At 60.3% G+C, this 25,723-nt stretch carries 34 protein-coding genes; 16 read left to right on the plus strand and 18 right to left on the minus strand.

What is annotated here, in order from left to right; genetic code table 11:
• Positions 1-36 precede the first annotated feature (36 nt).
• The 4 genes from SJY21_RS14930 to SJY21_RS14945 all read left to right on the plus strand — a co-directional run bounded on the left by SJY21_RS14930 (position 37) and on the right by SJY21_RS14945 (position 3,702).
• Complete coding sequence (locus tag SJY21_RS14930) at positions 37-1,326, plus strand: lipoprotein-releasing ABC transporter permease subunit (protein ID WP_377512461.1); 1,290 nt, start codon at positions 37-39, stop codon at positions 1,324-1,326.
• Positions 1,319-1,999, plus strand: a complete 681-nt coding sequence (locus SJY21_RS14935; protein ID WP_377512464.1) for an ABC transporter ATP-binding protein — start codon at positions 1,319-1,321, stop codon at positions 1,997-1,999. Before SJY21_RS14930 ends, SJY21_RS14935 begins: the two co-directional genes overlap by 8 nt.
• Entirely contained in the window at positions 1,996-2,973 is a 978-nt protein-coding gene (locus SJY21_RS14940) for an Ldh family oxidoreductase (RefSeq protein WP_377512467.1), read from the plus strand. The genes SJY21_RS14935 and SJY21_RS14940 overlap by 4 nt, the downstream gene beginning before the upstream one ends.
• A gap of 87 nt (positions 2,974-3,060) precedes the next feature.
• Complete coding sequence (locus SJY21_RS14945; RefSeq protein WP_377512470.1) at positions 3,061-3,702, plus strand: DUF3047 domain-containing protein; 642 nt, start codon at positions 3,061-3,063, stop codon at positions 3,700-3,702.
• Here SJY21_RS14945 and SJY21_RS14950 read toward each other — a convergent pair whose 3' ends face one another.
• Complete coding sequence (locus SJY21_RS14950; RefSeq protein ID WP_377512473.1) at positions 3,703-4,383, minus strand: hypothetical protein; 681 nt, start codon at positions 4,381-4,383, stop codon at positions 3,703-3,705.
• 85 nt (positions 4,384-4,468) lie between these two features.
• On the opposite strand from SJY21_RS14950, the gene SJY21_RS14955 reads away from it, so the two are divergent.
• From SJY21_RS14955 to SJY21_RS14965, 3 genes are read left to right on the plus strand one after another with little or no spacing between them, the layout of a single operon-like run.
• Entirely contained in the window at positions 4,469-4,870 is a 402-nt protein-coding gene (locus tag SJY21_RS14955; RefSeq protein WP_377512476.1) for a c-type cytochrome, read from the plus strand.
• A 9-nt stretch (positions 4,871-4,879) separates the two neighbouring features.
• The gene (locus SJY21_RS14960; RefSeq protein ID WP_377512479.1) at positions 4,880-5,269 is read left to right on the plus strand and encodes a c-type cytochrome; all 390 of its coding nucleotides are present in this window, start codon (positions 4,880-4,882) and stop codon (positions 5,267-5,269) included.
• Positions 5,266-5,457 (plus strand): DUF1737 domain-containing protein, encoded by a 192-nt coding sequence (locus SJY21_RS14965; RefSeq protein ID WP_377512482.1) that lies wholly within the window; start codon positions 5,266-5,268, stop codon positions 5,455-5,457. The genes SJY21_RS14960 and SJY21_RS14965 overlap by 4 nt, the downstream gene beginning before the upstream one ends.
• Before the next feature lie 2 nt (positions 5,458-5,459).
• Here SJY21_RS14965 and SJY21_RS14970 read toward each other — a convergent pair whose 3' ends face one another.
• The 3 genes from SJY21_RS14970 to parE form a co-directional block, all read right to left on the minus strand.
• Complete coding sequence (locus SJY21_RS14970; RefSeq protein WP_377512485.1) at positions 5,460-5,588, minus strand: hypothetical protein; 129 nt, start codon at positions 5,586-5,588, stop codon at positions 5,460-5,462.
• Between the two features lie 371 nt (positions 5,589-5,959).
• A complete protein-coding gene (locus SJY21_RS14975) occupies positions 5,960-6,550 on the minus strand; it encodes a hypothetical protein (protein ID WP_377512488.1) in 591 nt (196 codons plus the stop codon).
• Positions 6,551-6,569: 19 nt separating this feature from the next.
• On the minus strand, positions 6,570-8,528 hold the full coding sequence (parE, locus tag SJY21_RS14980) for a DNA topoisomerase IV subunit B (RefSeq protein ID WP_377512491.1): 1,959 nt from the start codon (positions 8,526-8,528) through the stop codon (positions 6,570-6,572).
• A 151-nt stretch (positions 8,529-8,679) separates the two neighbouring features.
• Here parE and SJY21_RS14985 point away from each other — a divergent pair, with 151 nt between their 5' ends.
• Positions 8,680-9,603 carry an NAD-dependent epimerase/dehydratase family protein gene (locus SJY21_RS14985; RefSeq protein WP_377512493.1) on the plus strand — a complete coding sequence of 308 codons (924 nt, stop codon included), beginning with the start codon at positions 8,680-8,682 and terminating at the stop codon, positions 9,601-9,603.
• A gap of 36 nt (positions 9,604-9,639) precedes the next feature.
• Here the strand turns inward: SJY21_RS14985 and SJY21_RS14990 are convergent, their stop codons facing one another.
• Entirely contained in the window at positions 9,640-10,233 is a 594-nt protein-coding gene (locus SJY21_RS14990) for a hypothetical protein (RefSeq protein ID WP_377512496.1), read from the minus strand.
• A gap of 93 nt (positions 10,234-10,326) precedes the next feature.
• Entirely contained in the window at positions 10,327-10,977 is a 651-nt protein-coding gene (locus SJY21_RS14995) for a DUF2461 domain-containing protein (protein ID WP_377512499.1), read from the minus strand.
• Positions 10,978-11,031: 54 nt separating this feature from the next.
• On the opposite strand from SJY21_RS14995, the gene SJY21_RS15000 reads away from it, so the two are divergent.
• Positions 11,032-12,399, plus strand: coding sequence for an MATE family efflux transporter (locus SJY21_RS15000; protein ID WP_377512503.1), 1,368 nt, complete (start codon positions 11,032-11,034; stop codon positions 12,397-12,399).
• Between the two features lie 54 nt (positions 12,400-12,453).
• On the opposite strand, the gene SJY21_RS15005 is transcribed toward SJY21_RS15000, so the two are convergent.
• Genes SJY21_RS15005 through SJY21_RS15015 form a run of 3 tightly spaced genes read right to left on the minus strand, consistent with a single transcriptional unit; the run spans position 12,454 to position 15,281 of the window.
• Positions 12,454-13,626 (minus strand): class I SAM-dependent methyltransferase, encoded by a 1,173-nt coding sequence (locus tag SJY21_RS15005; RefSeq protein WP_377512506.1) that lies wholly within the window; start codon positions 13,624-13,626, stop codon positions 12,454-12,456.
• A gap of 38 nt (positions 13,627-13,664) precedes the next feature.
• Positions 13,665-14,069: a hypothetical protein gene (locus tag SJY21_RS15010; protein ID WP_377512509.1), complete on the minus strand. Its 405-nt coding sequence runs from the start codon at positions 14,067-14,069 to the stop codon at positions 13,665-13,667.
• Between the two features lie 9 nt (positions 14,070-14,078).
• Entirely contained in the window at positions 14,079-15,281 is a 1,203-nt protein-coding gene (locus SJY21_RS15015; RefSeq protein WP_377512512.1) for a pyridoxal phosphate-dependent aminotransferase, read from the minus strand.
• Between the two features lie 80 nt (positions 15,282-15,361).
• Between SJY21_RS15015 and SJY21_RS15020 the strand changes: the two genes are divergently transcribed.
• The 3 genes from SJY21_RS15020 (at position 15,362) to SJY21_RS15030 (ending at position 16,640) form a co-directional block, all read left to right on the plus strand.
• Entirely contained in the window at positions 15,362-15,772 is a 411-nt protein-coding gene (locus SJY21_RS15020; RefSeq protein ID WP_377512515.1) for a helix-turn-helix domain-containing protein, read from the plus strand.
• Positions 15,769-16,044 carry a succinate dehydrogenase assembly factor 2 gene (locus SJY21_RS15025; protein WP_377512518.1) on the plus strand — a complete coding sequence of 92 codons (276 nt, stop codon included), beginning with the start codon at positions 15,769-15,771 and terminating at the stop codon, positions 16,042-16,044. Before SJY21_RS15020 ends, SJY21_RS15025 begins: the two co-directional genes overlap by 4 nt.
• A gap of 86 nt (positions 16,045-16,130) precedes the next feature.
• A complete protein-coding gene (locus SJY21_RS15030; protein WP_377512521.1) occupies positions 16,131-16,640 on the plus strand; it encodes a MarR family winged helix-turn-helix transcriptional regulator in 510 nt (169 codons plus the stop codon).
• Here SJY21_RS15030 and SJY21_RS15035 read toward each other — a convergent pair.
• The 5 genes from SJY21_RS15035 to SJY21_RS15055 are packed head-to-tail and all read right to left on the minus strand — an operon-like array spanning position 16,637 to position 20,806.
• Complete coding sequence (locus tag SJY21_RS15035; RefSeq protein WP_377512524.1) at positions 16,637-17,338, minus strand: DUF1194 domain-containing protein; 702 nt, start codon at positions 17,336-17,338, stop codon at positions 16,637-16,639. The genes SJY21_RS15030 and SJY21_RS15035 overlap by 4 nt on opposite strands.
• The gene (locus SJY21_RS15040) at positions 17,335-18,060 is read right to left on the minus strand and encodes a DUF1194 domain-containing protein (protein WP_377512527.1); all 726 of its coding nucleotides are present in this window, start codon (positions 18,058-18,060) and stop codon (positions 17,335-17,337) included. The genes SJY21_RS15035 and SJY21_RS15040 overlap by 4 nt, the downstream gene beginning before the upstream one ends.
• Complete coding sequence (locus SJY21_RS15045; RefSeq protein WP_377512530.1) at positions 18,054-18,482, minus strand: VOC family protein; 429 nt, start codon at positions 18,480-18,482, stop codon at positions 18,054-18,056. The genes SJY21_RS15040 and SJY21_RS15045 overlap by 7 nt, the downstream gene beginning before the upstream one ends.
• A 58-nt stretch (positions 18,483-18,540) precedes the next feature.
• Positions 18,541-19,932, minus strand: a complete 1,392-nt coding sequence (locus tag SJY21_RS15050; RefSeq protein WP_377512533.1) for a hypothetical protein — start codon at positions 19,930-19,932, stop codon at positions 18,541-18,543.
• Entirely contained in the window at positions 19,901-20,806 is a 906-nt protein-coding gene (locus SJY21_RS15055) for a thymidylate synthase (RefSeq protein ID WP_377512536.1), read from the minus strand. Before SJY21_RS15055 ends, SJY21_RS15050 begins: the two co-directional genes overlap by 32 nt.
• A gap of 190 nt (positions 20,807-20,996) precedes the next feature.
• On the opposite strand from SJY21_RS15055, the gene SJY21_RS15060 reads away from it, so the two are divergent.
• Positions 20,997-21,788: a thymidylate synthase gene (locus SJY21_RS15060; RefSeq protein ID WP_377513260.1), complete on the plus strand. Its 792-nt coding sequence runs from the start codon at positions 20,997-20,999 to the stop codon at positions 21,786-21,788.
• On the plus strand, positions 21,785-22,264 hold the full coding sequence (locus SJY21_RS15065) for a dihydrofolate reductase (RefSeq protein ID WP_377512539.1): 480 nt from the start codon (positions 21,785-21,787) through the stop codon (positions 22,262-22,264). Before SJY21_RS15060 ends, SJY21_RS15065 begins: the two co-directional genes overlap by 4 nt.
• 152 nt (positions 22,265-22,416) lie before the next feature.
• On the opposite strand, the gene SJY21_RS15070 is transcribed toward SJY21_RS15065, so the two are convergent.
• The gene (locus SJY21_RS15070; RefSeq protein ID WP_377512542.1) at positions 22,417-22,623 is read right to left on the minus strand and encodes a cold-shock protein; all 207 of its coding nucleotides are present in this window, start codon (positions 22,621-22,623) and stop codon (positions 22,417-22,419) included.
• Between the two features lie 162 nt (positions 22,624-22,785).
• Between SJY21_RS15070 and SJY21_RS15075 the strand changes: the two genes are divergently transcribed.
• Both SJY21_RS15075 and SJY21_RS15080 read left to right on the plus strand, forming a co-directional pair.
• Positions 22,786-23,130 (plus strand): ArsC/Spx/MgsR family protein, encoded by a 345-nt coding sequence (locus SJY21_RS15075; RefSeq protein ID WP_377512545.1) that lies wholly within the window; start codon positions 22,786-22,788, stop codon positions 23,128-23,130.
• Between the two features lie 48 nt (positions 23,131-23,178).
• Positions 23,179-23,547, plus strand: a complete 369-nt coding sequence (locus tag SJY21_RS15080) for a hypothetical protein (RefSeq protein WP_377512547.1) — start codon at positions 23,179-23,181, stop codon at positions 23,545-23,547.
• Here SJY21_RS15080 and SJY21_RS15085 read toward each other — a convergent pair.
• The 3 genes from SJY21_RS15085 to SJY21_RS15095 are packed head-to-tail and all read right to left on the minus strand — an operon-like array spanning position 23,531 to position 25,673.
• A complete protein-coding gene (locus tag SJY21_RS15085; protein WP_377512549.1) occupies positions 23,531-24,082 on the minus strand; it encodes a DoxX family membrane protein in 552 nt (183 codons plus the stop codon). The genes SJY21_RS15080 and SJY21_RS15085 overlap by 17 nt on opposite strands.
• An 11-nt stretch (positions 24,083-24,093) precedes the next feature.
• Positions 24,094-24,828 (minus strand): DUF2063 domain-containing protein, encoded by a 735-nt coding sequence (locus tag SJY21_RS15090; protein ID WP_377512553.1) that lies wholly within the window; start codon positions 24,826-24,828, stop codon positions 24,094-24,096.
• Complete coding sequence (locus tag SJY21_RS15095) at positions 24,825-25,673, minus strand: DUF692 domain-containing protein (protein WP_377512556.1); 849 nt, start codon at positions 25,671-25,673, stop codon at positions 24,825-24,827. The genes SJY21_RS15090 and SJY21_RS15095 overlap by 4 nt, the downstream gene beginning before the upstream one ends.
• Between the last annotated feature and the right edge of the window lie 50 nt (positions 25,674-25,723).

Genomic DNA, 25,723 nt, shown 5'->3' on the forward strand with positions numbered 1-25,723 from the left:
CATTAGGTGATCCCCAAAACCACAAAGGTGCAGCAGATGGCAGGCCAGACCGCCCCGTTTTCCCGCTTTGAATGGATGATCGCCTGGCGCTATATCCGCGCCAAACGCGCCGAGGGTGGCGTTAGCGTGATGACGTGGATATCGCTGATTGGTATTGCGCTGGCCGTGTTTGCACTGATTGCCACGCTGGCGGTGCGCAGCGGCTTTCGCGCTGAATTCGTTGACACAATCGTCGGGGCCAACGCCCATGTGACGGTCTATCCGCGCGGCGAGGTGGTGCCGAACACCTCGATCATCCTGCGCCAGATCGAAGACTACGCGGCAATGGCCGACCGTATCGAAGCCGTGCCGGATGTTGTGCGCGCCGCCCCCTTGGTCAAGGCGCAGGTCATGGCCAATGCGGGCCAGTATAACACCGGCGTCGAGGTATATGGAATTTCGGCCCAAGACCTGTCCGGCATCCCCCGCATCGCCGCCCCCGAAGAAAGCATGGGGCAGATTGAACGCTTTGACGAAGGGATCGCCGTGGGGTCCGGCGTGGCGCGCACACTGGGTATTACCGTGGGCGACCGCATCCGCGTGATTTCCCCCAATGGCGTGCGCACGGCCATGGGCACCAGCCCCCGCACCGGTGCCTACGAGGTGGTGTATATCTTTACCGCAGGCCGCTATGACATTGATAGCACACGTATTTACATGCCTTTCGCCGAGGCGCAGTCGTTCTTTAACAAGGACGGTTTTGCGGATGAAATCGAAGTGATGGTCACGGACCCCGATACTGTCGACGTGCATGTCCCCGCCATCATCGCCGCTGCGGGCGACAGCGCAATCCCCTGGACATGGCAACAATCCAGTGGCAGTTTCCTGCGCGCTTTGGAGGTCGAGGACAACGTGATGTTCGTGATCCTTTCCATCCTTGTGCTGATCGCGTCGATGAACATCATTTCCGGCCTGATCATGCTGGTAAAAAACAAGGGGCGCGACATCGGCATCCTGCGCACGATGGGCCTGTCCGAAGGATCGGTGCTGCGTGTCTTTTTCATCTGCGGGGCCAGTATCGGCACAATTGGCACTGTGATCGGCGTGATATTCGGCTGTTTGTTTGCGCTGTATATCGACCCGATTTTCAGCTTTGTGAACGCGATGGGGCAGGGCGGTGTCTGGGATCCGTCGATCCGTGGCATCTATAAACTGCCCGCGAAACTGGAACTGCGCGATGTGCTGTCCGCCGTTGTCCTGTCGCTGTCCCTGTCATGGATCGTGACCCTGTTTCCGGCCCGCCGCGCTGCGCGCATGAACCCTGTCGAGGCGCTGCGCTATGAGTGATCTGATCCTGAATATCCAAGGCGTTACCAAGGCCTATAACCATGGCAAGCCCAATGCAGTGACCGTATTGCAAGGCGTTGATCTGCAAGTGCAAAAAGGCGAAGTCGTGGCCTTGGTCGCCCCGTCGGGTGCGGGCAAATCCACCCTGCTGCATATAGCCGGATTGCTGGATACGCCCGATGCGGGGCAGGTCAGTATCAGCGGTGTTGACATGACAAATCTGGGCGATCGCAAGCGCACATCTGCGCGGCGCAATCAGGTGGGGTTCATCTATCAGTTCCACCATTTGCTGCCGGAATTCAGCGCGCTTGAAAACATCGTGCTGCCGCAACTGGCCAATGGCGTGGCGCAGGGTGCGGCACAGAACCGCGCGCAGAAATTGCTGGATCAGGTGGGCGTGGGCGCGCGCGCCAGCCATCGCCCCGCCGCCCTGTCGGGGGGCGAACAACAGCGCGTCGCTTTTTGTCGCGCGCTGGCTAATCAGCCGCGTCTATTGCTGGCTGATGAACCTACCGGCAACCTTGATCCGGGCACGTCCGATGTAGTGTTCGGCGCACTGATGGACCTCGTGCGCGATACCGGATTGTCGGCGGTGATCGCCACGCACAACCTTGAATTGGCCGCGCGGATGGACCGCACGGTGCGCCTTGAACAGGGAAAGATCGTCACATGAAAATTGCCGTCACCGAAATTGAAAGCGCCAGCCGCACCGCCCTGATCGCCCATGGCGCAGGGGAATTTCAAGCCGGTGAAGTTGCCCGCGCCGTGGCCCGCGCCGAGGCGTTGGGCAATGTGATTTGCGGACTTTACTACCTTGAAAGCTATTGCACGCAGCTGGCCTCGGGCCGCGTGAACGGCACTGTGGAACCGGTTGTCAGCCAGCCGCGCGGCGGCGCGGTTCTGGTTGATGCACAGTTCGGCTTTGCCCAGCCCGCATTCACCCGTGGCCTGCCTGCGGCACTGAAAGCCGCCCGCGACAATGGCGTGGCCACCCTTGCCGTGGCCCACGCCCATACCTGCACATCTGTCGGGTTCTTTACCGAACAGATCGCCGCCCAAGGGCTGATCGGTATCGGTATGACAAATGCCTCACCCGTGGTCGCGCCGCCCGGTGGCAACGCCGCCGTAATCGGCACCAACCCCATCGCGATGACCGTGCCGGGGGATGGCGTGCCACGCATGCATTTCGATTTTTCGACCTCGGCCGTGGCGCTGGGCAAGATCACCATGGCCAAGGCGGCGGGCGAAAAGATCCCGCCGGGCTGGGCCGTTGACATTAATGGCAACCCCACGACCGACCCAGAAGCCGCGCTGAAGGGCGCGCTGGTCAGCGCAGGCGGCTATAAGGGCTGGGGGCTGGGACTGATGGTGGAATTGCTGGCCGCTGGCATGACGGGCAGCGTCAATTCGCTGGATGTGAAGGGGCTGAAACTGCCCGACGGGCCGCCGCACGGGTTGGGACAGTTCTATATCCTGCTGGACCCGACAACTTACGGCGATGATTTCGGCGACCGCTTTACCCGCGTGGCCGATGCCGTGGCGCAGCAGGATGGCGCGCGCATCCCCGGCGCGCAACGGACGGCCATGGACGTAATCGACGTGCCAGACGCGCTGTGGGCGCAGGTGCAGACCCTCACGCAGGGCTGACATTCGCGTGAAAGGCCTGTGGCAACGGTTGAGTGGTTTCGGGCGTGGGCTATGGTCAAATCCATCACAGATTTGAAAGGTTGCCCCATGCGCTCGTTTGCCCTCGCCCTGCCGATCCTTCTTGCCGCTGCCCCCCTCGCGGCACAATCCATCAGCTTCAACGGCTGGACAGAACAGCGGTTTTCACTGTTCGCGCAGGTCGACTACGGCTTTTCGGGTAGCCGCCTCAGCGTCTCCTCGGATGATGCGGCTTCGATGACATATCGCCAGCTGCCCGCCGGATCATGGGGCGCGACAAGCGCCAGTTGGTCCTGGGCGGTCAGCGAAAGTGTCCCTGCGACCGACCTGACGCGCAAAGGCGGGGATGATCGCAACCTGTCGCTTTACTTCGTGTTCCTGCCGCAGGCCGAGGCCGAGCGTATCGGCGAGGGCGGGTCGATCCGCAGCCTGCTCAATAACGAACAGGCCCGCGTTCTGGTCTATGTCTGGGGTGGTGCGCACGGGCGCGGTGATGTGCTGTCCTCTCCGTATTTGGGGCCGCGCGGCAAGACGATTGTCCGCCGCCCGTCCGGCACCGGCAGCTTTAGCGAAAACGTCGATCTGGCGGGCGATTATGCCCGTGCATTCGGTGGGTCGGCCGGGGCGCTGGTCGGGCTGGCCGTGTCTGCCGATAGCGATGATACCAATTCGACCATTCGCGGCGAAATCAGCGGCCTGTCGATCAACTGATCAGTCGCAAATGCCGTTCAGGTCTGCGCCCGCGGCAATGCCGGTGACGCGGGTCGGGCGGGATGATTGCAACGGTGGTGTGACCTCCAACACCTCGGACAGTTTTTGCCATAAACGCTGCGTACGCGCACCCTCGGGCGCGATCGTGCGGCAACAGACGTATTCTTCGACCAGTGACGCCTGTTGCTCATATCCCATTTGCAAGAATGGAATATCCCCTGCTGGATCAAATAGATAGGGATCATCGCTGCGGCTGTGTTCGGCGGCGGCACGCAGTGGGTGATAACCTGTCACCGCGCGGTTCTGCCATTGCCAGACGTGGGTCATCTCGTGTGCGAAATACATCGCGGCGACGACGTTGATCGCCTCGGGGTAGTTGGGCAGATAATCCGGCGCGGTCCAGTCGTTGCTTGTCAGCACGCGGTTGAACAGCACCACACCAGCGGTGCGGGCGGTAAAGGTCGGCCCCGTGGGTGTTGGCGCGATCCGCTCGCGGCATGTCACGGGCGGGCGCACCGCATATGTGGATGTTGACAAGCCGATGAATGGGTTGCGCGACATGTGGATTGGCGCGGTGTCCAGTGATGGCCCCATAACGTCGGCTGTCAGCCGTATCTCGCCCTCGGACAGGGCGCGGCCACACCCGGCCAGCAACACCAATGCTATGATAATCAGGCGCATATCCGCCAGCCTAACGCGCGGCTGATCCAGATCAAGGTGAATAGCGCTGCAAGGGCGCAAACTTGTGGCAACAAAGGAGTTTACCATGCGGTATGCAACGATCATCATCGCCACGCTGGCCCTTGCCGGCTGTGTCGCACAATCCACCGATGTGTCCATTGAGGCGGGGGCCGTGGCGTTCCAGCAAGACTGCGCGGCCTGTCACGGCACGGACGCCCGTGGCGAGGGCGATTTCGGGCGCGAGCTGATCCGCGTGCCACCGGATCTGACCACAATGACCCAGCGTTATGGCGGCCAATATCCCCGTGATTTCGTGATGTCGACGATTGATGGCTACACCCGCGGCGAACACTTTAGCGCGGCCATGCCGGAATTTGGCGCAGGCGATATGGGCGCGACCGTGATCGTTGAACAGGACGGGATCGGCACACCGGTGCCTGCGCGGCTTCTGGCCCTATCCAACTACCTTGAAAGCATCCAGCAATAGGAGGGCATAATGCGACACCTGATATTGGCGGCCTGCGTGGTCGCGACACCCGTGCTGGCCCAGGATGCGACCGAGGGGCAGGGGGTTTACCTGCAACATTGCGCCACCTGTCACGGGATGGATGCCACGGGCAATGGCCCGATGGCCCCTGCGATGGTCGTGCAGCCGCCTGATCTGACGGCGCTCGCAGCCGAAAACGACGGCATTTTCCCGACAACCCGCGTGGTCTGGCGGATTGACGGGCGCGACCCGCTGGTCGCCCACGGGTCCGAGATGCCGGTTTTTGGCGACTTCTTTTTGGGCGATGATACGCCGCTCAAGGCACCGTCCGGCCAGCCGATCATGACCAGTCGCGTGATCGCCGATCTGGTGGCTTATCTTGAAGGGATACAGCGGTGAGCGGGCATCACATCACCGACTACGCGATCCTCAGCAACGAGGACTCCCGCGCTTTGGAAAAGAAGGTCTCGGCCGCCATCCATGACGGATGGCAGCCTTTCGGGTCACTCTGCATCAGCCCGCGTGGCGATGGGTTTGCAGCCTATTACGCGCAGCCAATGGTGAAATACACCGATCACTTCGGCTAGGGTTACTTGACCTTTTTACCCGCGATCACGGTGCCGTCCTTGGCGCCGCTATTGGCTGTGGCCAGCACTTTGGGTTGTTCTTTTTTGGGTTTCTTGGTCTCGCGGTTACCGCGGTTCTTTTCCTTGGACATGGGGTGTCCCTTTCTCACAACGGTTCCCGAACGGCGGTTGCCCATCGGGTCGATGCTCAGGGGGGCAGGGTTGCCTGACGGATCAGGGCGATGCAGCCGATGAGGCAGCGGGCGCGCGGGTTGGCGCGACCTGCACGGGGAATGTGCGCCTTTGCGGGGAGTCTTTCAAGTGGGATGGCGGCGTGATTTGCACAGGGGGATGGCGATGCGTCTCTGCACGGGGGATGGCGGGTTAAACCCCGCCCTACGAATTGCCCCGTAGGGCGGGACTTGTCCCGCCGTGCAACGACCAACACAATTACGCACCCCATGCCAAATCAAAGATTTGGCAGCGCCCGAACCGCCCCCACCGGGGCGGGCGCAATTGGAAATTACTGCAACTTGTCTAACTCGTCAGGGTCGGTTAGAGCCATTTTTGAAAAGAAATCTTGCGCAAGCCCAAAGTTCGAAAGACCCAAGTCGCGCCGCATCTCGCGTTGAATTCTTTCCATAACTCTAAACATGGACCGCGGGCTCGGTGCGTCACCCATCTTAGTTAAGTCGCTAAGCGCTTGCAGGACTCCAGTTGATCCCCATAGCACCGCTTTTGTTCGAATATCCATTAACTTTAGTACAAGCGCGTTCTGATCAATGGGTTCCTGTCCAAGGTCCGGTTTTGCCGCGACAAATAAACTCTCAAGTGTCTTCAAGAAGTCCAAGTATATCTCAACTTTGCGTTCACGGTAGGCCGCCTCAATCTCACGTTTCCGAATTCTATTTTGTGAATAAAGCGTTGCGCTAAGACCAAGGATTGCGGTCAAGACAGTTATGGAGAGCGGTACAAAGACCTCTGGTTTGAGTTCTCTTGCCCCATACCAAATCGTCGATCCGACTATCCAAAAACCATATAAAATTCCGAGTAGTGCCACCAAAACCAGCAAGATGGCTAAGCCGACAACGGTCCAGACAAGAAATTTCTTCATACTAATTCACGTCCCTCACTCAAACATCCAACTCCTCAACAAACCGCGCGTTCTCTTGAATATACTGGAACCGCAGTTCCGGCTTTTTGCCCATCAGCCGCTCCACCAGATCGCCTGTTTCGCCCGGCTCGTCCTCGTCAATCGACACGCGGATCAGTTTGCGCGATGTGGGGTCCATCGTCGTTTCTTTCAGGTCTTTCGCGTCCATCTCGCCCAGACCCTTGAAGCGCTGCACGTCGATCTTGCCTTTGCCGCCCAGTCCTGCCTCCATCAGCGCGTCTTTTTCCGCGTCATTGGCCACGTAAATCCGTTTCGCCCCTTGCGTGAGGCGATAAAGCGGCGGGCAGGCCAGATACAGATGCCCGTTGTCGATCAGCGGGCGCATCTGGGTAAAGAAGAACGTCATCAGCAAGGCGGCGATATGCGCCCCGTCCACGTCCGCATCGGTCATGATGATGATCTTGTCATAGCGCAGGTCATCAAGGTTGAATTTGGTGCCCATGCCGACGCCCAAAGCCTCGCAGAGGTCACTGATTTCCTGATTGGTCGTCAGCTTGTTGCTGGCCGCGCCCAGCACGTTCAGGATTTTACCCTTGAGCGGCAAAAGCGCCTGCGTGTTGCGATCACGCGCACCCTTGCCGGACCCGCCAGCGCTGTCGCCCTCGACGATGAACAGTTCCGTCCCCTCGCGGGTTTTGGACGTGCAATCGGTCAGCTTGCCGGGCAAGCGCAGCTTTTTCGTGGCCGATTTACGCGCGGTTTCCTTTTCCTGACGGCGGCGCAGGCGTTCCTCGGCCCGCAGCACCAGAAAATCAAGGATCGCACCGGCGGATTTCGTATCTGCCGCCAGCCAGTTGTCAAAGTGGTCACGCACCGAATTTTCCACCAACCGCTGTGCTTCGGTCGTGGCCAGACGGTCCTTGGTCTGGCCGACAAATTCCGGCTCGCGGATGAAACAGCTGACCAGCGCGCAGCCACCCGTGATCAGGTCGTCGCGGGTGATGTCCTTGGCCTTGCGGTTGTTGACCAGCTCGCCATACGCCTTGACGCCCTTGAGGATCGCCGCCCAGAAACCGGCCTCGTGGGTGCCGCCTTCGGGTGTCGGCACGGTGTTACAATAGGACTGGATGAAGCCGTCGCGCGCGGGCGTCCAGTTGATCGCCCATTCGACCTTGCCGGGGACGTTGAATTTGTCCTGAAAATCGACAGTGCCCGCAAAGGGTTTTTCCGAATAGGTGGTGGCGGCGCCGAGCGTTTCGCCCAGATAATCCGCCAGACCACCCGGAAAGTGGAATGTGGCCTCCATTGGCGTGTCGCCGTCCGCAATCGCGGATTTCCAGCGGATTTCGACGCCGCTGAACAGATAGGCCTTGGAACGGATGGATTTCAGCAAGCGCGCGGGTTTGAACCGGTGCGCGCCGAAAATCTGTTCGTCCGCGTGGAATGTGACGGTCGTGCCGCGCCGGTTGGGGGCGGTGCCGACCTGTGCGACCGGCCCCAGCGGGATGCCGCGCGAAAAGCGTTGTTCATAGATCACCTTGTTGCGCGCGACCTGCACGACCATGGAATCCGACAATGCGTTCACGACTGACGCGCCAACCCCGTGCAAACCGCCCGATGTCTGATAGGCCTTGCCGGAAAATTTCCCGCCCGCGTGCAGGGTGCACAGGATCACCTCGAGCGCGGATTTGTCGGGGAATTTCGGGTGGGGATCAATCGGGATGCCACGGCCATTGTCGCGGATGGTGATGGAATAATCGGCGTTCAGTTCAACCTCGATCCGGTTGGCATGGCCCGCCACGGCCTCGTCCATGGAGTTGTCCAGCACCTCGGCCACAAGGTGATGCAGCGCGCGTTCATCGGTGCCGCCGATATACATGCCGGGGCGTTTGCGGACGGGTTCAAGCCCCTCCAGCACCTCGATGGATGAGGCGTCATAATCGGTCGGTTCGTGTCCCGCCAAAAGGTCGTTGGCCATGTGATGCTCGCTCGCGTTTCTTGATTATGCGTCAGTATGGCAGAGGGCAGGGCCGTGTGAAAGCACCCAAACCCCGAAATTAGCCGCGCCGCCCCCTCGCCACGCCGCGATGTTCTGCTAGGCTGCCCGCAAGCAACGAAAGGGCACACACATGCGTATCTTTTTCACTGGCGGCAGCGGCAAGGCTGGCAAACACGCGGTCGCCTATCTGCGCGGCCTTGGGCATCGCGTTATCAACGTCGATCTGGCGGCTGATCCGGCACCGGGGGGTGATACGCTCAACGTCGATCTGACGGACGCGGGGCAGGTGTTCAACGCCATGTCGGCCTATGCGGATTTTGACGAATTGGACGCAAAGGGTGGCAAGCCTGCCTATGACGCCGTAGTGCATTTCGCCGCCGTCCCCTGCATCATGATGCGCCCCGACAACGAGACATTTCGCATCAACACCATGTCCACCTACAACGTGATTGACGCGGCAGTGCGGCTGGGGATCAAAAAGGTGATCTTTGCCAGTTCGGAAACCACATACGGCATCTGTTTTGCCCATGGTGAAAAGAAGCCTGACTACATTCCCGTCGACGAGGACCACCCGACCATTCCCCACGACAGCTATGCCATGTCCAAGGTCGCCAACGAGGTCTGCGCGCGCAGCTTTCAGGCGCGCAGCGGCATCGACATTTACGGGCTACGCATCAACAACGTCATCGAACCCCATGAATACGCAGAAAACTTTCCGGCCTTCATGGCCGATCCGGCGACACGGCGGCGCAACATCTTTGCCTATATCGACGCCCGCGATCTGGGTCAGATGGTGGCGTGTTGCCTGAAAACGGATGGTCTTGGATTTGAGGTGTTCAACGTCAGCAACGACGATATGTCGGTCGGGATTACCTCGGATCAGGTCATCGCGCAGTTCTATCAGGGCGTGCCGCAAAATCGCGAGATGGGACCAAACGAGACATTTTTTGCAAACGACAAGGCCAAGCATTTGGTCGGGTTCAAGCCCCGCCATTCGTGGCGTGATGTGTTAGGGGAACGGCCTAAGTCCCGCTACAAAAAGCCAAGTCCATAGAAATCCCAACCAATGTCCCGACCACGCCCCCTCGTTTCACTGCTCTATATCGTTACAGTGATCTATTTCATCGAACTTGTGAAAATCGACCGGTAGAACAAGTTCTCCATATAAGAATACGGCCGAAAGACAGCCGGTGGGTGCAGGGCCTGGCGCGCCAAATTTATCTAGGAAATTAAACATAATCAGGATTTTTCGCGGGATTCCGCGAACATCCATACTGACACCAGATATATTCGAAACACCCTCACTTGCGTAGCTTTCAGCTAGTAAACCTTGAAGTGCAATTGGGACAAAAACCTTATCATTCCCATTTTCAAGAAAGAACACCCATATATCTGCATCTGAAAAATTGTGCCATTCGTCAGAAATCTCAAGAATGCCAATGTCTTGATCAAGCCGTCGCAGGTTTTCCCAAAAGCCAGGCACGGGTTGCAGAACGGAAACCCGCAAGGGACCATCGGTTTGACCAAAGAAAAGGAAGTCTGAATCGATGAGTTCGGCGTCGCCTGCTTTGAGAGGAGAAGCCCAAAGCAGCGTTGAGAGAATAACAAGAATGGCTGGGACAACAAAAAAATCGTCAATAGCCATACGAAGCCAATAATTTTGGCGGAAGTTTAGTTTTGTCATAGCTATCGTTTCTCTTCCATAGAGTTGACGTGCAGGTTAATAGATTTTCTGATCAAGATGATGGCGTCAACTGTATATCGCTTGAAGCAACAATCAGGCAGAGGCGATACTGATCAGCAGATCATTGAGCGGCCAAAGCTGGGTAAACGCGCGGCTTAGATCGTCGGTCAATGAGCCGCTGCGCTGCAATTCGCCTGACAGCACAAAGCCTTTGTGTTTCAGCAAGTCGCCTTGCGGGTGATCGGCGGCGTAAGCGAGCGGCACTCGTTTCAAAGCGGGTTCGCGCGCGGTGAACCCTTGGGCTGCAACGCTGTCGATGATCCCCGCAACGCGTGGCCCGTCCAGATCAACAAACTTGCGCCAGTCTTCCAGCACGGGTTTGTCAAAGCCCATCATTCCCGCGCCCACGGTGACGTATTCGGGCGCAATCCCGAAAAAGAACACCGGGTCCTGACGGCCACCGCCAGCCACGCTCCACATCATATGCAGGTGGGTGTTATAGGGGGTCTTGTCCTTGGAAAAGCGCACATCGCGGTGCGGGCGGAACAGTTTTGGGGTGATCGCCTCGCCCGTCAGGTCCGCCAGCGGCGGGCATATGTCATCAAGTAACGCCAGCGCGGGTGCCTTCAGCTTGGTGTCGTATGTGTCTTTGTTTTCCAGCCACCAGTCGCGTTTGTTGTTTTTGGACAGCGCCGCAAAGAACGCGCGCGCATCGCTGATCAGGCTGGCATAGGGGTCGGACATTGGCGGCACCTTTGGGATATGGACCTGCCCCAGCTTTGGCCCTAAGCATATCTGATGCAAGCCCCTGATCACCCCTATCCTGCGCAAACCTACCGAGCGCATGTCACGCGCCTTTTGGCGCTGGGCCTGCCGTTGGTGGGCGCGAGCGTGGCGGGCTTTTCGATCCACATGACCGACACGATCATGCTGGGCTGGTATGATGTGACGGCCCTTGCCGCCGCCACCATCGCCACATCGGTGTGGTTCGTGATCTTTATCGTCGGGGCGGGCTTTGGCTATGCGGTCGTGCCCATGGTCGCCGCCGCTGCCGAAGAAGGCGACGAGGTGCGCGCGCGCCGGATCACGCGCATGGCCCTGTGGCTGAGCGCGGCTTATGGCGTTCTGGCGGTCGGGCTCTTGTGGTGGGCCGAGGAAATCATGCTCGCGATCGGGCAAACCCCTGTCGTGGCGGTGGAATCGGAAAAATACCTGCGCATCGCCGTATTCGGGATGTTTCCCGCGCTGGCCGCGCAGGTCGTGCGGTCATTCCTTGGGGCGCTGCACCTGACGGCTGTGCAACTGTGGATCACGCTGGCCGCACTGGTGTGCAATGCCGTGGTGAACTACGCGCTGATTTTCGGCAATCTGGGCGCGCCCGAACTGGGGATACGCGGCGCGGCACTTGCCTCGGTGATCATCCAGATCGTGCAGGTCGTGGCATTGGTTGCCTATGTGCAGTGGAAACGCCCCGATTACAGCCTGTTCCAACGCATCTGGAAAAGCGACTGGGAAGCCCTGCGCGAGGTCTTTGCCCTTGGCCTGCCGATTGGCATCACGTCATTGGCCGAAAGCGGGCTGTTCACGGCCAGCGCCATCATGATGGGCTGGATCGGCGAGATCGAACTGGCCGCGCATGGCATCGCCCTGCAACTGACCGCATTCATGTTCATGTTCCATGTGGGCATGTCACAGGCCGCGACAATCCGCGCGGGCGGGCACTACGGGCGGCGCGACGAGGTGGCGCTGCGCATGGGCGCTGTTTCGGCCTTTGGTGTGTCCACGGCCTTTGGTGTGATTGTCGTGGCGTTGTTCCTGTTGATCCCCGGCACGCTGGTGTCGCTGTTCATTGACCCGACCGAACCACAGCGCGACGCCTTGCTGGGGCTGGGGATCACGCTGGTGATGCTGGCCGCCCTGTTCCAGTTCGTTGACAGCGCGCAGATCGTCGCCCTGTCGCTGTTGCGCGGCGTGCAGGATACGGCTGTGCCCATGTGGCTGGCCACTGTCAGCTATTGGGTGATCGGCATGCCGGTCAGCTACCTGCTGGCCTTTACACTGGATTTCGGCCCTCAGGGGTTGTGGCTGGGCCTGACGGTCGGGCTTGGTTGCGCCGCCGCCTTGTTGGGCTGGCGGTTCTGGGGGCGCTCGGTCCATATCAGTTAGGATTAGTTGCCCGCGGTTGCTTGAGTATTTTTGAACAAAAGAATGTGGGGCACGTCAGACCAGAAACCGCGAATAAAGCAGCACGCCCCAAGGTGACAGTTGGCTTTCGATCAGGGACCAGAGTGCGCGCGCCTCTGTCGGGGCAAGCCCGGTTGTTTTGTATAGCCGCGCCAGTGGTTGCCGCCCGTCGATCTGCGCGATCAGGGGCGCGGTTTCAGGCGGCAGGGTGATCTGGACCCGTTCGCGTTCCACCGTCATGGCGGGTGCACGCCCATTGGCGATGGCCTGCGCCAGTTTCGCCGCAGGCACGCCGTGCAGATGCGGGATGCGTGTATCGGGGTCGGGCACGGGGGCGGGGTGCGCGCGCGCATAGCCCACGTGGGTCTTGATCGTGCCGCGCAGTTTTTCGGCCACGGCCATGGCTGTGGTGGCGGGCATGCCTTCGGGGGCTGGCGCAAGGCGCGCCAAATCGTAAAGACCCGGATAGGCAAAGCTGGCCAGTTCCCACCCTGTTTCATTCAGGATTTGCAGCAGGGCAGGCACGTCAAAGGCGCGATCCTGACTATGTAACAAAAGATCGTAAAATTCAGCGTCACCAATCGTGTGATCGCCCAGATTGGGATTACACTTGAACGGATGGCCCGCGGGCAGGGTGGCAAGGACGGACTTGGCCGCCGTCACGCGCTGTGACGCTGGCATATCGGCAAACAGCGCGCCAAAGGCCTCTTGCAACGGATAGACCCCAGATCGACCATAGGGCGCATAGACCATGAAGCCCAGACCGCCATGCGGCGCAAGGGCGGCGCGCAAAGCGGTAAATCCGGCGGCCGGGTCGGGCAGGTGGTGCAACACGCCGCAGCAGTCGATGTAATCGAACGGACCGAAATCAGGCGCGTCCAGCAGGCTGCCTGTGTGGAAGGTGATATTGGTGAGGTTGCGCATCCTGGCGCGGGCCCCGGCCACCGCGCGTGCGGCAGTGGACAGGTCGATATAGGTGATCTGCGCCGGGCGGTTGGCGCTGGCCATCATCTGCGCCAGCTGGATCAGCCCGTCACCGGTGCCCCCCCCCGCCACCAGCACACGCAGGGGCTTCGACCAGTCGCGCGCGCCGCCCCAAAGGCAGTGATCCATCTCAAGCGGGTGGCTGGGCGATCCGGTGATCAGGCGCTTGGCCTCGTCCGCGGGATCGCGGGCGGGGTAGGGGAAGGCCTCGTATTGGTCGCGCACGTCGGTGATGGTGGGCCTCGCTTGCGTGATCTTGCGGGTCAGGATTTATCCAGCAACCGGTCCGCCTTTTTGCGCACCAGCACCGAGCGCAAATCGTGCATCGCCAACAGCAGGGCATCGGTCACGTCCTCAAGCTGTTCGTCGCTGGCCTTGGACTGCACCCATTGCGTCGTGATATTGAGGTAATCTACCGCGCGGTGGATATCGTCGATGTCGCGCTGGGCCAGCAGGGCGGTGCGGTGCGCCATCCAGTCCTGGATGCGGGCGACATCGGCCTCGGACAACTCGCGGTCGCCATGTGGTTTCACTTCGCCGTTCTTGATATTGATGACGGCAATCTGGTCCATCTCGATCCGGCGCTGGCGGTTCTCGGTGTCCACGCGAAACACCGCCGCCCCGTTCTCGCGCACACGGAAGTAATAGTCTGGTAGGTCTGCCGACATCGTTACCCCTTACGTCAGCCCCGCACAAAACCCCTGGATCCGTGTGCAGGCCTCTTTCAGTGCCTCGTCGGATGTAGCGTAGCTGACGCGGAAGTTTGGGGAAAGACCAAAGGCAGCGCCAAACACCACGGCAACGCCCGTGTCATCCAGCAGGGCGGTGGCAAACACTTCGTCATCGTCGATCACAACGCCGTTGGGCGTTGTTTTGCCGATGCAGCCGGAAATGTCGGGATAGACATAGAACGCACCCTCGGGGCGCGGGCAGACGATCCCTTCGGCGGCGTTCAGCATCTGCACGACCAGATCGCGGCGGCGCACGAACATCTCGTTATTGGGGGCGATGAAATCCTGCGTGCCGTTCAGGGCCTCGACAGCGGCCCACTGGCTGATTGTGCAGGGGTTGGATGTGGATTGCGACTGCACCTTGCGGATCGCGGCGATCAGATGCTTTGGCCCCGCGCCATAGCCGATGCGCCAGCCGGTCATCGCATAGGCCTTGCTGACACCATTCATTGTCAGCGTGCGGTCTATCAGTTGCGGTTCCACCTGCGCGGGCGTGCAGAATGTGAAATCACCGTAAGCGAGGTGTTCATACATATCATCGGTCAGCACCCAAACGTGCGGGTGGCGCAGCAACACATCCGTCAGTGCGCGCAGTTCATCCCATGAATAGCCCGCCCCTGTGGGATTGGAGGGCGAATTGAACAGGAACCACTTGGTTTTCGGTGTAATTGCCGCCTCAAGCTGGGCCGCCGTGATCTTGAAATCCGCGTCTAGCGTGGCGGCGATGAACACCGGTTCACCACCCGCCAGCAGCACCATATCGGGGTAACTGACCCAATAGGGGGCAGGGATGATCACCTCGTCGCCCGGATTCAATGTGGCCGTGAAGGTGTTGTAAAGAACCTGCTTGCCTCCCGTGCCCACCGTCACCTGATCGGGCGTATAGGTCAGGGCGTTGTCGCGCTTGAACTTGGCGCAGATCGCCTGTTTCAGTTCGGGGATGCCATCGACGGCCGTGTATTTCGTGCGGCCTTCGTTGATTGCGGCGATGCCGGCGGCCTTGATGTTGTCGGGCGTGTCGAAATCCGGCTCGCCCGCGCCAAGGCCGATCACGTCGCGCCCTGCCGCCTTGAGCTCTTGGGCTTTGGTCGTCACGGCGATGGTGGGCGATGGTTTGACGCGGTCAAGTGTCGCGGAAAGAAAAGACATGGTCGGCCTCATGTGGAATCCTTTGGTTGCGCGTGTCATATGGTGCACAACCGACCCGATCAAGCAGCAAGGAACATGCGATGAACGATGTCATGGAAAAGTCAGACGACGCTGGCTGGTTCAGCGAAGAAACCGCAACCTTTGGTGACCGTGTCGCAGGCGCGCGCGAAAGCACGGGGCTCAGCCAAAAGGCATTGGCCAAGAAACTGGGCATCAAACTGGGCACCCTGCGCAACTGGGAAGAAGACCTGAACGAGCCGCGCGCAAACAAGTTGCAGATGCTTGCGGGCGTTCTGGGTGTGTCAATGTCGTGGCTGCTGACAGGCAATGGCACGGGGCCGGATGCGCCAATGGACGCAGACGAGGCACAGGCCGATATTGCGGGGATTCTGGCGGAAATGCGCGGCTTGCGCACGCAGATGACCCAAAGCGCCGAACGCCTTGGCCAGTTGGAAAAGCGCCTGCGCGCTGCCCTGCGCGAACCTGCATGAGCGAAAGCGCCGAAACCCGCCTGAAACGGCTGCGGATGCGATCCATGCGGCGCGGGATCAAGGAAATGGACCTGATCCTTGTGGCTTTTGCCGATGCGGAACTGGCGGATCTGGGCGCGGCGGAGGTCGATCTTTATGATCGGCTTTTGGGCGAAAATGATCACGATCTTTATCAATGGGTGTCAGGGCAGGTGCAAACCCCTGCGCCCTATGGCCCATTGATCGCGCGGATCGCGGCGCGCGCGAACGGGATTGTGAAACCCGAACCGTAATTCATGCAAATTTCTATCATCGTTTAACGGGTTGTTGGGTTTTATGCCCCAGACATACCCCGACAAATGTTGACGGAGTAACACGCATGAGCCTTCATTCTGACGTGGCCGCACCGGCCAAAACGGCGATCGACGCCGGATTCATGACCAGCTATCTGGAATCGCTGACGCTGGTCGAACGCCTTCACCGGTTGTTGCTTGACGTGATCAAGGACGAATTTGAACGGGTAGGCGTGATCGAAATCAACGCCGTGCAGGCGCTGTTGCTGTTCAACATCGGCGATCACGAGGTGACGGCGGGTGAACTTAAATCGCGCGGTTATTATCAGGGCAGCAACGTCAGCTATAACCTGAAAAAACTGGTTGAAATGGGCTTTATGCATCATCAGCGCTGCGAAATTGACCGCCGGTCGGTCCGTGTGCGCCTGACGGAAAAGGGGCGGCGCATTCGCGATGTGGTCACGCGTTTGTTCGCGGGTCATGCCGAAGGGTTGCAGGGGCGCGGTGTGCTGGACATGGCCGGTATCGAAGACATTACAACCGCCCTGCGCCGCGTCGAACGCTACTGGACCGATCAAATCCGCTATATCTACTAGGGGGTCGCGCTGCCGATGGCGAAGCTGGCCAGTTCGCGCAGCAACTTGCGGGTCATGGCCGCCGCGTAATCCTCGAATCCCAGTGCCGTTTCCACAAACGCCTGCGGGCCGCGCACGACATAGTTTTGATAGTAGGCCGACAGTTCGCTGATTTGCAGATCATGGCCAGGGTCGTCGTGCCCGATCACCAACCCGTTGATCGTGACATCGGATGGAATTGCGCCATCGGGAATGTCTTGCGGGCGTGTGCCGGTATTGGCCTTGCCATCGCCGGACATATCCAGCGTGCGTTTCCAGCAGGTGGGCTGCTGCTCGAGCAGGCCAAGCCCTGTCAGGATTGCCGGCCCAAGGGCCGTTGTCGGTTGCGCTGGGCGGCGTGTCGTTGACGCAAGGGTGGCGATCACGTCAATCAAAGCGGCCTCGTCCGTGATTTCGCGCCACGGCAGGATCAGATACTGGTCGTGCGGCCCGCTCCACTCGAAGATGGCGATGCGCACCGGTGCATTTGACGGGGCAAGCAGCACCTCGCGCACCGGCGCGCTGTTCAAGGCCGCCGCCAGCCCGTCAAGCTGCAGGCGATATTCGCGCGCATCCACCGATCCCGACACATCCAGCCCAAGGGCCAGCGCCTGACGGCATCCCGTTTGCGCCAGCGCAGGTGCGGCAAGGCACCAGAACAAGGCAGCAAGGCGGATCACCCGGCTGGACCTGCTGCGCCGCGCGGGGCACCTGTCCGCAGACCGATGATACGCACACTCAACTCGCGCAACAGCTTGCGTTGCATCGCGTTTTCGTAATCGGCAAACCCGCGCGCCGTTTCCACAAAAGCCAGCCGCCCGCGCATCACCTCGCGCTGATAATATCCCAACAGCCTGGCGTCATCACTGCCGTCCAGCACCACAAGCCCGTTGACCGTGACACCTTCAAACGGGAAATGCGCATAGGCTTGGGCAGGGGCAAAGCCTTCGTTGTTGATCCCGTCACCGGCAATATCAATGACCTGCGCGTCACAATAAGGGGCCTGTTCCAGCACCGTGGCACCATGGGCCAGGGCATGGCCCAGTGCTGTGGGATAGTCGTCATGACTGCGGGTTGTGCGGGAAATCGCCAGTGCTGCATCGGTCAGGTCAGCGGGGGATCTGATCATTGTCCAGTCCAGCAGCACCGCCTGATTATAGCGCCCGCTCCATTCAAATGCGGCAAGTGCGACGGGCGCATCGCTGGCCAAAAACGCGGCCACAACATCGGGTGCGACAAGCGCGGCAGCCAACCCGCCGCGCTGCAACGCATCCTCGGATTGATCCACCGATGACGACACGTCGATGGCCAGTAGCAGGGCAAGGCGGCACGGCGCGGCCGCCGCACCTTTGGCGACCAACGCCAGAATTGCGGCGGCCGGTATGGCGCGCGCGCCTACCAATGGCCGGTGTTTTCCATACTGGCCCAGGGTTCGCGCGCAGGCAGCGCGTCACCGGCTTGCAGCAATTCGATCGAGATATTGTCGGGGCTGCGCACAAAGGCCATATGCCCGTCACGCGGCGGGCGGTTGATGGTCACACCATTGTCCATCAGGTGCTGGCAGGTGGCATAGATGTCGTCCACTTCATAGGCCAGATGCCCGAAATGGCGGCTGTCGCTTGGCAGTCCATCATCGCCGTCCCAGTTGTAGGTCAGTTCCACGGGGCACTCCTCTTGGCCTTCGGGCGCCATGAAAATAAGGGAAAACCGCCCGCCATCACTGTCGTGACGTTTGGTTTCCCTAAGGCCCAGCAGGGCATAAAACGCCATTGATGCCTCAAGGTCTTTGACGCGCACCATCGTGTGTAGATATTTCAAACCCATTTTTCGCTCCTTGCGTTGCTTTGCCAAATGCTAGCACAGCACTGCGCGATGACCAGCCTCAGAAGGTGGAGCGAAAGCCGAACCGGATCGAAAACGCCGAGCGGTCAAAGCGGCTGACATTGCTGTCGCTGCGTTGCGCACCAAGGGTCACAACGGGCGCGAAACCCGCGTAGTCGAAATCGACAAAGGCGAACTCGGCCGACGCAAACTGCGTTGTATCCTGGCGCCCGCCCGGCACTGGTAAAATGATCGCGTAGTCGGGGTAGTCCGAGTGGCTGGCACCCAGCGTAAACAACATCTCGGCGGGGCCGATCTGTTGGGCCGGCGCATAGGTCATTTGCAGACTTGCGGCCGTGTTGCGTTGGTTGCCCGTTTCACTTGCGGTGTCGCGCAGTTCAAAGGTGCCGCCAAGTTGCGCACCACTGTCAAAACGATAGGTCAGCCCCGCGCTTAGCGTTTCAATCGTATCGCCAGCCTGTCCCGTATCGCCAATCCAGCGCTGTTCAAACGCCAAACCTGCCGATCCGGTCAGTTGGTCCGTGACAGGGTATTGCGCCGCAAGCGACAGACGCGCGAAAGGCGTGCTTAGGTCGCCGCCCGACCAGTGCGCGCCGATGTCGAAGTCCGCCATCGCCAAACCCTGACCCAGTGCGCGCGTGTGACCCAGCCCCACTTCGACAAGTGTCGCGCCGAAATCACCGTTTTCGCTGTCGGGCGCCAAGGCGCGTGCCGCGTCGGACAGCAAAACCTGCCGGCTGTAAAAGCGCCCCGCGATTTCCGTGCGCGCGTGTGCGTTTTCGGCCAATCGGTAGCTAAATCGCAGGTCAGCAGTGGCTGTCACACCGGACAGGGCACGCGCATCCCCACTCAGCACGCCAACAAAAGGCAACCCGTCAATGACATTATAAAGATCGTCGCTGCCGCCATTTACGTTGCTGGACGGGGAAAACGATAGCTGGATATTCGTGCGCCACGGGTTCAGGGTGCGCAGCCCGCCATAGTCGGCCTGCGTTTGCGCAAGGGCGGCGTCATTGGGGGCTACGGTCGCGGCGCGTCGCAGCCAGACTTGCGACAGCGTCAGGCGATCTTCGTTGGCAGCGGCGAGGGCTGTGAGGCGGGCGGCTTCGTATTTTTGTGCGTCCGTTGTGGCCAATCGCCATGCGCGGGCACCTGCCTTGCGGCCTTGGTCCGGGCGTCCCAATCGGGGTTCGACGGCGGCCAACACAATCAGTGCCGCGCGATCATCCGGGTCAGCTTGAAGCAGGGCAGCGGCCAGATCGCGTGCCAGTTCAAAATTGCCAGACAGCGCGGCTTGTTGTGCCGCGGCGCGTGCATCGTCAAAGCTTAGCTCGACCGTGGTTTGTGCCTGCCCCTGAAGGGTCAACCCAAAGCAAAACGCCAGAGCACAGACAAGGTATCTAGTTGACGCCAGCACAGATCGGCGCATCACCGGGCGTGCCACATTGGGCCAGCACGAAAATCCCGTATTCCTGTTCGTTCTCGACACCGGGAATGAAATCACCGTCAAGAAGCACGCCGCCACCAACAGATGTCGCGCCGGTGCCACCAAAGACGCCGGCGTAATTCCCGACACCGGTTTGGTCGCCAATTTCAACCGATCCTTCAAACGTGCCATCGGCTGCGATGTCGCCGGGGATCAGGAAAATATCAGGGATCGCCGTGCCATATTCCGTCAACTCGCGGTTAGTGATCGCACCGTTGATCGTGTTGTCAGTAAAGTCGGCGTTGATAAAGACATCGCCGGTCACGCGCGTGGGCTGCGCGGGCAGGATCGCCGGATCGGTGCCGGGCGGAACGGGAAGCAACTCCGCACCCGGTGCGTTGATGTTGCTTAGGCCCGCATATGTTCCGGCATAGCTGACAAGGCCCGTGTCCGCACTGTATGTCCCGATCTGTGTCACACTTGTGCCGCCAAAGAACTTGGTGAACTGGCCACCGTCCATGACAGTCGCGGCCTGAATCGCCGCATCCGGACTTTCGGCGACAATCGCCACGAACATCCGGTCAAGCGGATCGTCCTGATAGGTATAGGCCTGATAACCCGGCACGTTCAGCGCGGGGTTGCGGTTGTAAACGGCGTCAAATGTTCCTTGGTCAAGCGATGTAATCTGCACCGTGATCGTCGGCGCACCGGCAACAAACGTGACAGAACCCACATTACCCTGCACTTTTTCGGGGACGCCGCTGTCGCTGACAACGGGCGGCTCGATCGGCGTTTCGGTGACACCAAAAACAAATGGATTCCCATCACCGCATGCCGTCAGCAGCCCCAGACACAGGCTGAAAGAAATTGCTTTGTGCATCGACTGCCCCTCATCACGGTTTCGTCACAAAGTCGGGGGATCGTGGTTGAAAGTCAACGCGCGGTTGGTCATTGCGCACAAAAAAGACCGATGCGGCGCGGGCATGTCACAATCTGTGCGGTGTTCGCGCTTTTCACCCGCGCCGTTCACCGCTAGGTTTTGCCCAAAGCGCACCTTGGGGGACAACACAGTGCATCAATACCACGCGGCCCTGCGGCAGGTTCTGGACACCGGCGAAACATCCACCGATCGCACCGGCACGGGCACGATTTCCGCCTTTGGACTGCAAAGCCGCTATCCGCTGGCCGATGGTTTCCCGCTTGTAACCACGAAAAAGCTGCATCTGCGCTCGATCATCCATGAATTGCTGTGGTTCCTGTCGGGGGATACGAACATCGGCTACCTGCGGGACAACGGCGTGTCGATCTGGGATGAGTGGGCCGACGAAAACGGCGACCTTGGCCCCGTCTATGGCCACCAGTGGCGCCATTGGCCCGGCCGCAAAGGCGAAATTGACCAGATCGCGGTTCTGCTTGATCAGATCAAGAACACCCCCGACAGCCGCCGCATGATCGTCTCGGCGTGGAATCCGGCGGATGTGCCGGACATGGCGCTGCCGCCCTGTCATACCCTGTGGCAGGTGCGCATCAACGGCGGCAAGCTGCATTTGCAGCTATATCAACGCTCGGCGGATTTGTTTCTGGGCGTGCCGTTCAACATCGCATCCTATGCGCTGTTGCAACATATGCTGGCCCATGTGACCGGCTACGCCGTGGGGGATTTCATCCACACGATGGGCGATGCGCATATCTATTCCAACCATATGGAACAGGTGCAAACGCAACTGGCACGCATCCCGAAACCATTGCCGACATTGCGCATCACCCGCGAGGTCACTTCGCTGTTCGATTTCAAATACGAGGATTTCGAGATCACGGGCTATGATCCCGATCCGGCCATCCGCGCGCCGGTGGCCGTATGATTTCCCTGATCGTGGCGCGCGCGCGCAATGGCGCGATCGGCAAGGATAACGACATTCCCTGGCACGCCCCCGAGGACCTGGCGTTTTTCCAGCGCGAAACCACGGGCGGCGCGATCATCATGGGGCGCATCACATGGGACAGCCTGCCGCCGTTCAAGCCATTGAAAGGGCGGCTGAATATCGTTGTGACCTCGCGCGAAACGGGTGCGCCACATCAGGTGGCCAGCGTTTCTGATGCCATCGCGCTGGCCTATACGCAGGGATATCGGCGCATCTATGGCATCGGCGGCGCGGGCATTTACCGCGAAATGCTGCCACTGGCCGACAGGCTGTTGATTACCGAAGTTGATCTTGAGATCGCGGATGCGGATGCATTCTTTCCCGACATCGACGCGCAAGACTGGCGCGAATTGGGCCGCCAGCCCCTGCGCGCGGCTGACCCGTGTTGCGAGGCCGTCGAGCTTTTGCGCCGCTAAATCGGGGAAGTTACGCCCCAATCTCCCCTCACTCTTGCCCAAGTGCTTGGTTAACAAGGGGGTATGACAAAGCTGCCCAAATCCAACGGATCGAACCCGTTGTTCCCGCTGACACCGCAACAGGTGCGTGCAATTCTTGGGACAAGCCCCGCCTAGACGACTTTGATGTCGCCGGCCATCTTGCGGCCATCGCGCCCGTCGACCAGCTCGAATTCAACCGCTTGTTCATCCGCCAATCCGGTCAGCCCCGATGCTTCGACCGCAGAAATGTGCACGAAAACATCCGCGCCGCCGTCTTCGGGCGCGATAAAGCCGAAACCTTTTGCAGAATTGAACCATTTTACGGTGCCTTTGGGCATGTCCTTCTCCTTTGTCGGGCCGCAGCCGCGGCGTTGCGGCACAATTGGGCCCGCGACAAAGGCGGATAGTCCGTTGGCCTTCGGTTAAAATTCTAGCGTGATTTCGCAAAAGGCAAATGACAAATTGCCGTGAGGGCGTCAGTTTGCACGAAACCGCCGACCATGTTGAAAGGCCCGCGCATGCGCATCTTTGCCCTGAAATCCTGTGACACCTGCCGCAAGGCGATTGCCGCGATCCGCGCTGCGGGGCATGATCCGCAGATCATCGATGTGCGCGCCGACGGGGTGTCTGACGCCGATCGCGCGGCGATAATCGCAGCCTTCGGCGACAAGGCGATCAACCGCGCGTCGACCACGTGGCGCGGCCTAACAGATGCCGAAAAAGACAGTGATCCCAATGAACTGCTAGCCGCCCACCCGACCCTGATGAAACGCCCTGTCATCGAACATGCGGGCCAGCTTTATCTGGGCTGGAAGGCGGATGTGCAGGCGCTCATCCTTGGATAATCGCGCCACGCCCCTTATGTGGGACTGGCAATCAGATCGGAGAGAACCATGCGCAACGCAGCCCTTACCCTTGGTATTATCGCAGGCGTCATCGGCATTTTCGTCGGCCTGTTCGGCTATGGCTATGCGGAACTGACCACCAACCAACCCGAGGTCGGCGAGGTGTTTGGCACATTCGACAATCCCGGTTTCATCCGGTTTGCCAGCTTCATGGCGCCCTTGCTGGCCATCGCCGGTGGCGCCATGGCCAAGATGCGCGCGCTTTGGGGCGGTGGGTTACTGTTGATCGCGGCGGCGCTGTTTTACACGGCCTTCGGGTTTAACGCCGGCACGATGTTCCCGATCGGATTCGCCGCGCTGGGCGGGATACTGGCCATTGCCGCCGGTAAGCCCGACGAACCTAAGGCGCATTTCTGAAAAAGCGGTCCAGTGACAGCGGCCCCGCACCCTTGAACACCAAGACCAACAAGGCCAGCACCCAGAACGCGCGCTGGTCCATGATCACCCCGTCTGGCAGCCGGTCAAACCATGCGCCCAAAGTGGCGGCATGTTCAATCCCGCCGTGGCCGTAAAGGTCTGTCAGGCTCTGCACCGTGATAAAGCCGATCATGCCCAAGGCCGCAGGGCGGGTCAGCAGGCCAAGCAGGATCAGCGCGGGCAGGATGAATTCGGCCCATGTGCCCGCCACGACCACGGCCCAGTGAAATACACCCAATTCGCCGGTGTTATAGCTTGCCGCCTCCATCGCTTTGGGAAAGATTTGCACGTATCCGCCTGATGACGGCGACAAGAACCCCCAAAACCCTTCGCCAAGTTTGCTGACAGCCGAGCGCCAGAAGTAAACCAGCGTCACCGCGCTGAACACCAGCCGCGCAAGGGTGGGCAGGACCACTGGTGCGGTGCGATCCAACCGGGCCAGCAGCCCGCGATAGGTGGTGATCAACTGGGACATGGTTTTGCCTTTCAGGGCTTGATTTCAGTGATGGCGCGCTGCTGCAAAAGCAGCCCAAGGATCGCCCCCAGATCAAGGGCATCGCCTGCCTCGTCCGCCGCCCCCGCAAGGGTCGCATCAGATTGCAACGCCACGACAAAACGGGCGGACGCAGGGGGCACCACATGCATTTGCGGGTCCAGATCGGGGCGGGTGATCAGCACCGTTTCACCGCCTTTGGTCTGGGCCTCCCCGGCCATATTCGCGCGCCACAACCCGTGAACCGGATAGGGTGACGCGACAAGACGCAGCGCCGGAGCAAGCGAAAAACGCAGATCGCCCAGGGCTTCGGGCGGAAATTGCGCCAGGGCATCAGCCGCAATCGGCGTGGCGTCCGGCGCGTGATAGGCGTGGCGCAGGGCCAGTTCCAGATGCGCCATGTCGGGCAGATACGGCAGGCTGGCGGCGGGGGCAAAGCCCGCCAGAAACGCGGGCATCTGTTCGCCATAAAACATCATCAACGGTGATGTGGGCGGGTGTGCGCGCAGGTAAACCCCTGCCATCGCACGAAAAAAGTCATCCCCCACCAGTTTTCGGATTACGGGGAACGCGGTTTCAAGCGCATCCGACAGGCTGACGGCCACGTTGTTGCGATAGACGTCAAACCGCTTGCCTGCCGCGCGCCCCTGCCCATCGGCCAGCCCGGCGGGCGTTGGCAGCGCGGGGTCAAGCACCGCGTGACGGAAATCGGACTGGCTGACGTTCATGCCAGCACCGACAGGGCCGCATCGGCGCGCTGTGCTTCGGCGGCCAGAACGGGCCAGTCGGGCACATCGGTGTCCCATTCAACAAGCAGCGGGCGGGGGCCGGATTTGGCCAATGTATAGTCCAGCAGCGCCCAGACCGGATCGACCACCTCGCGCCCGTGGCTGTCGATCAACAAAGGCGCGCCGTGTTCGTCCTCGTCCTCGTCATGGCCGCCAAGGTGGATTTCGCCGACCGCTGACAGGGGGTAGTCGTCGATATAGCCTTGCGGCGAATAGCCAAGGTTGGTCGCGGACACGAAGACGTTGTTCACATCCAGCAGCAACCCGCATCCGGTGCGGCGCACCACCTCGCGCAGGAAGTCGGTTTCTGTCATTTCGGATTCAGCAAAGGCGAGGTAGGACGACGGGTTTTCCAGCAGCATCTGCCGGCCCAGCAGGTCTTGCACCTGATTGATATGGGCGGCCACGCGGGCCACCGTTGATTCTGTGTAGGGCAGGGGCAGCAGATCGTTCAGGAAATGCGCGTCATGGGTGGACCACGCCAGATGTTCGGAAAAACTGGCCGGATCAAGCCAGTCGCAAAGGGTTTTCAAACGGGCAAGATGATCGGCGTCCAGCGGGCCTTCGCCGCCGATCGACAGCCCGACACCATGCACGGAAATGGGAAATTTTTCAGACAGGGCTCGCAGTTGCGCCAACGGGCGGCCACCACCACCCATGTAGTTCTCGGCGTGGATTTCCAGCCAGCCGACAGGTGCAGGATCGTCCATGATATCAGCGAAATGCTGCGGCTTGTAGCCAACGCCGGGCAGGGTGGGCAGCGTGTTTTGCGAGGCATCAAACATGGGAAATTCCTGTGTCGGTAAGGTGGGCCGTAACCCACCCTACCATATCA

Origin of the sequence: Octadecabacter sp. R77987 (assembly GCF_042466115.1) — a bacterium.
Classification (GTDB): Bacteria; Pseudomonadota; Alphaproteobacteria; order Rhodobacterales; family Rhodobacteraceae; genus SW4.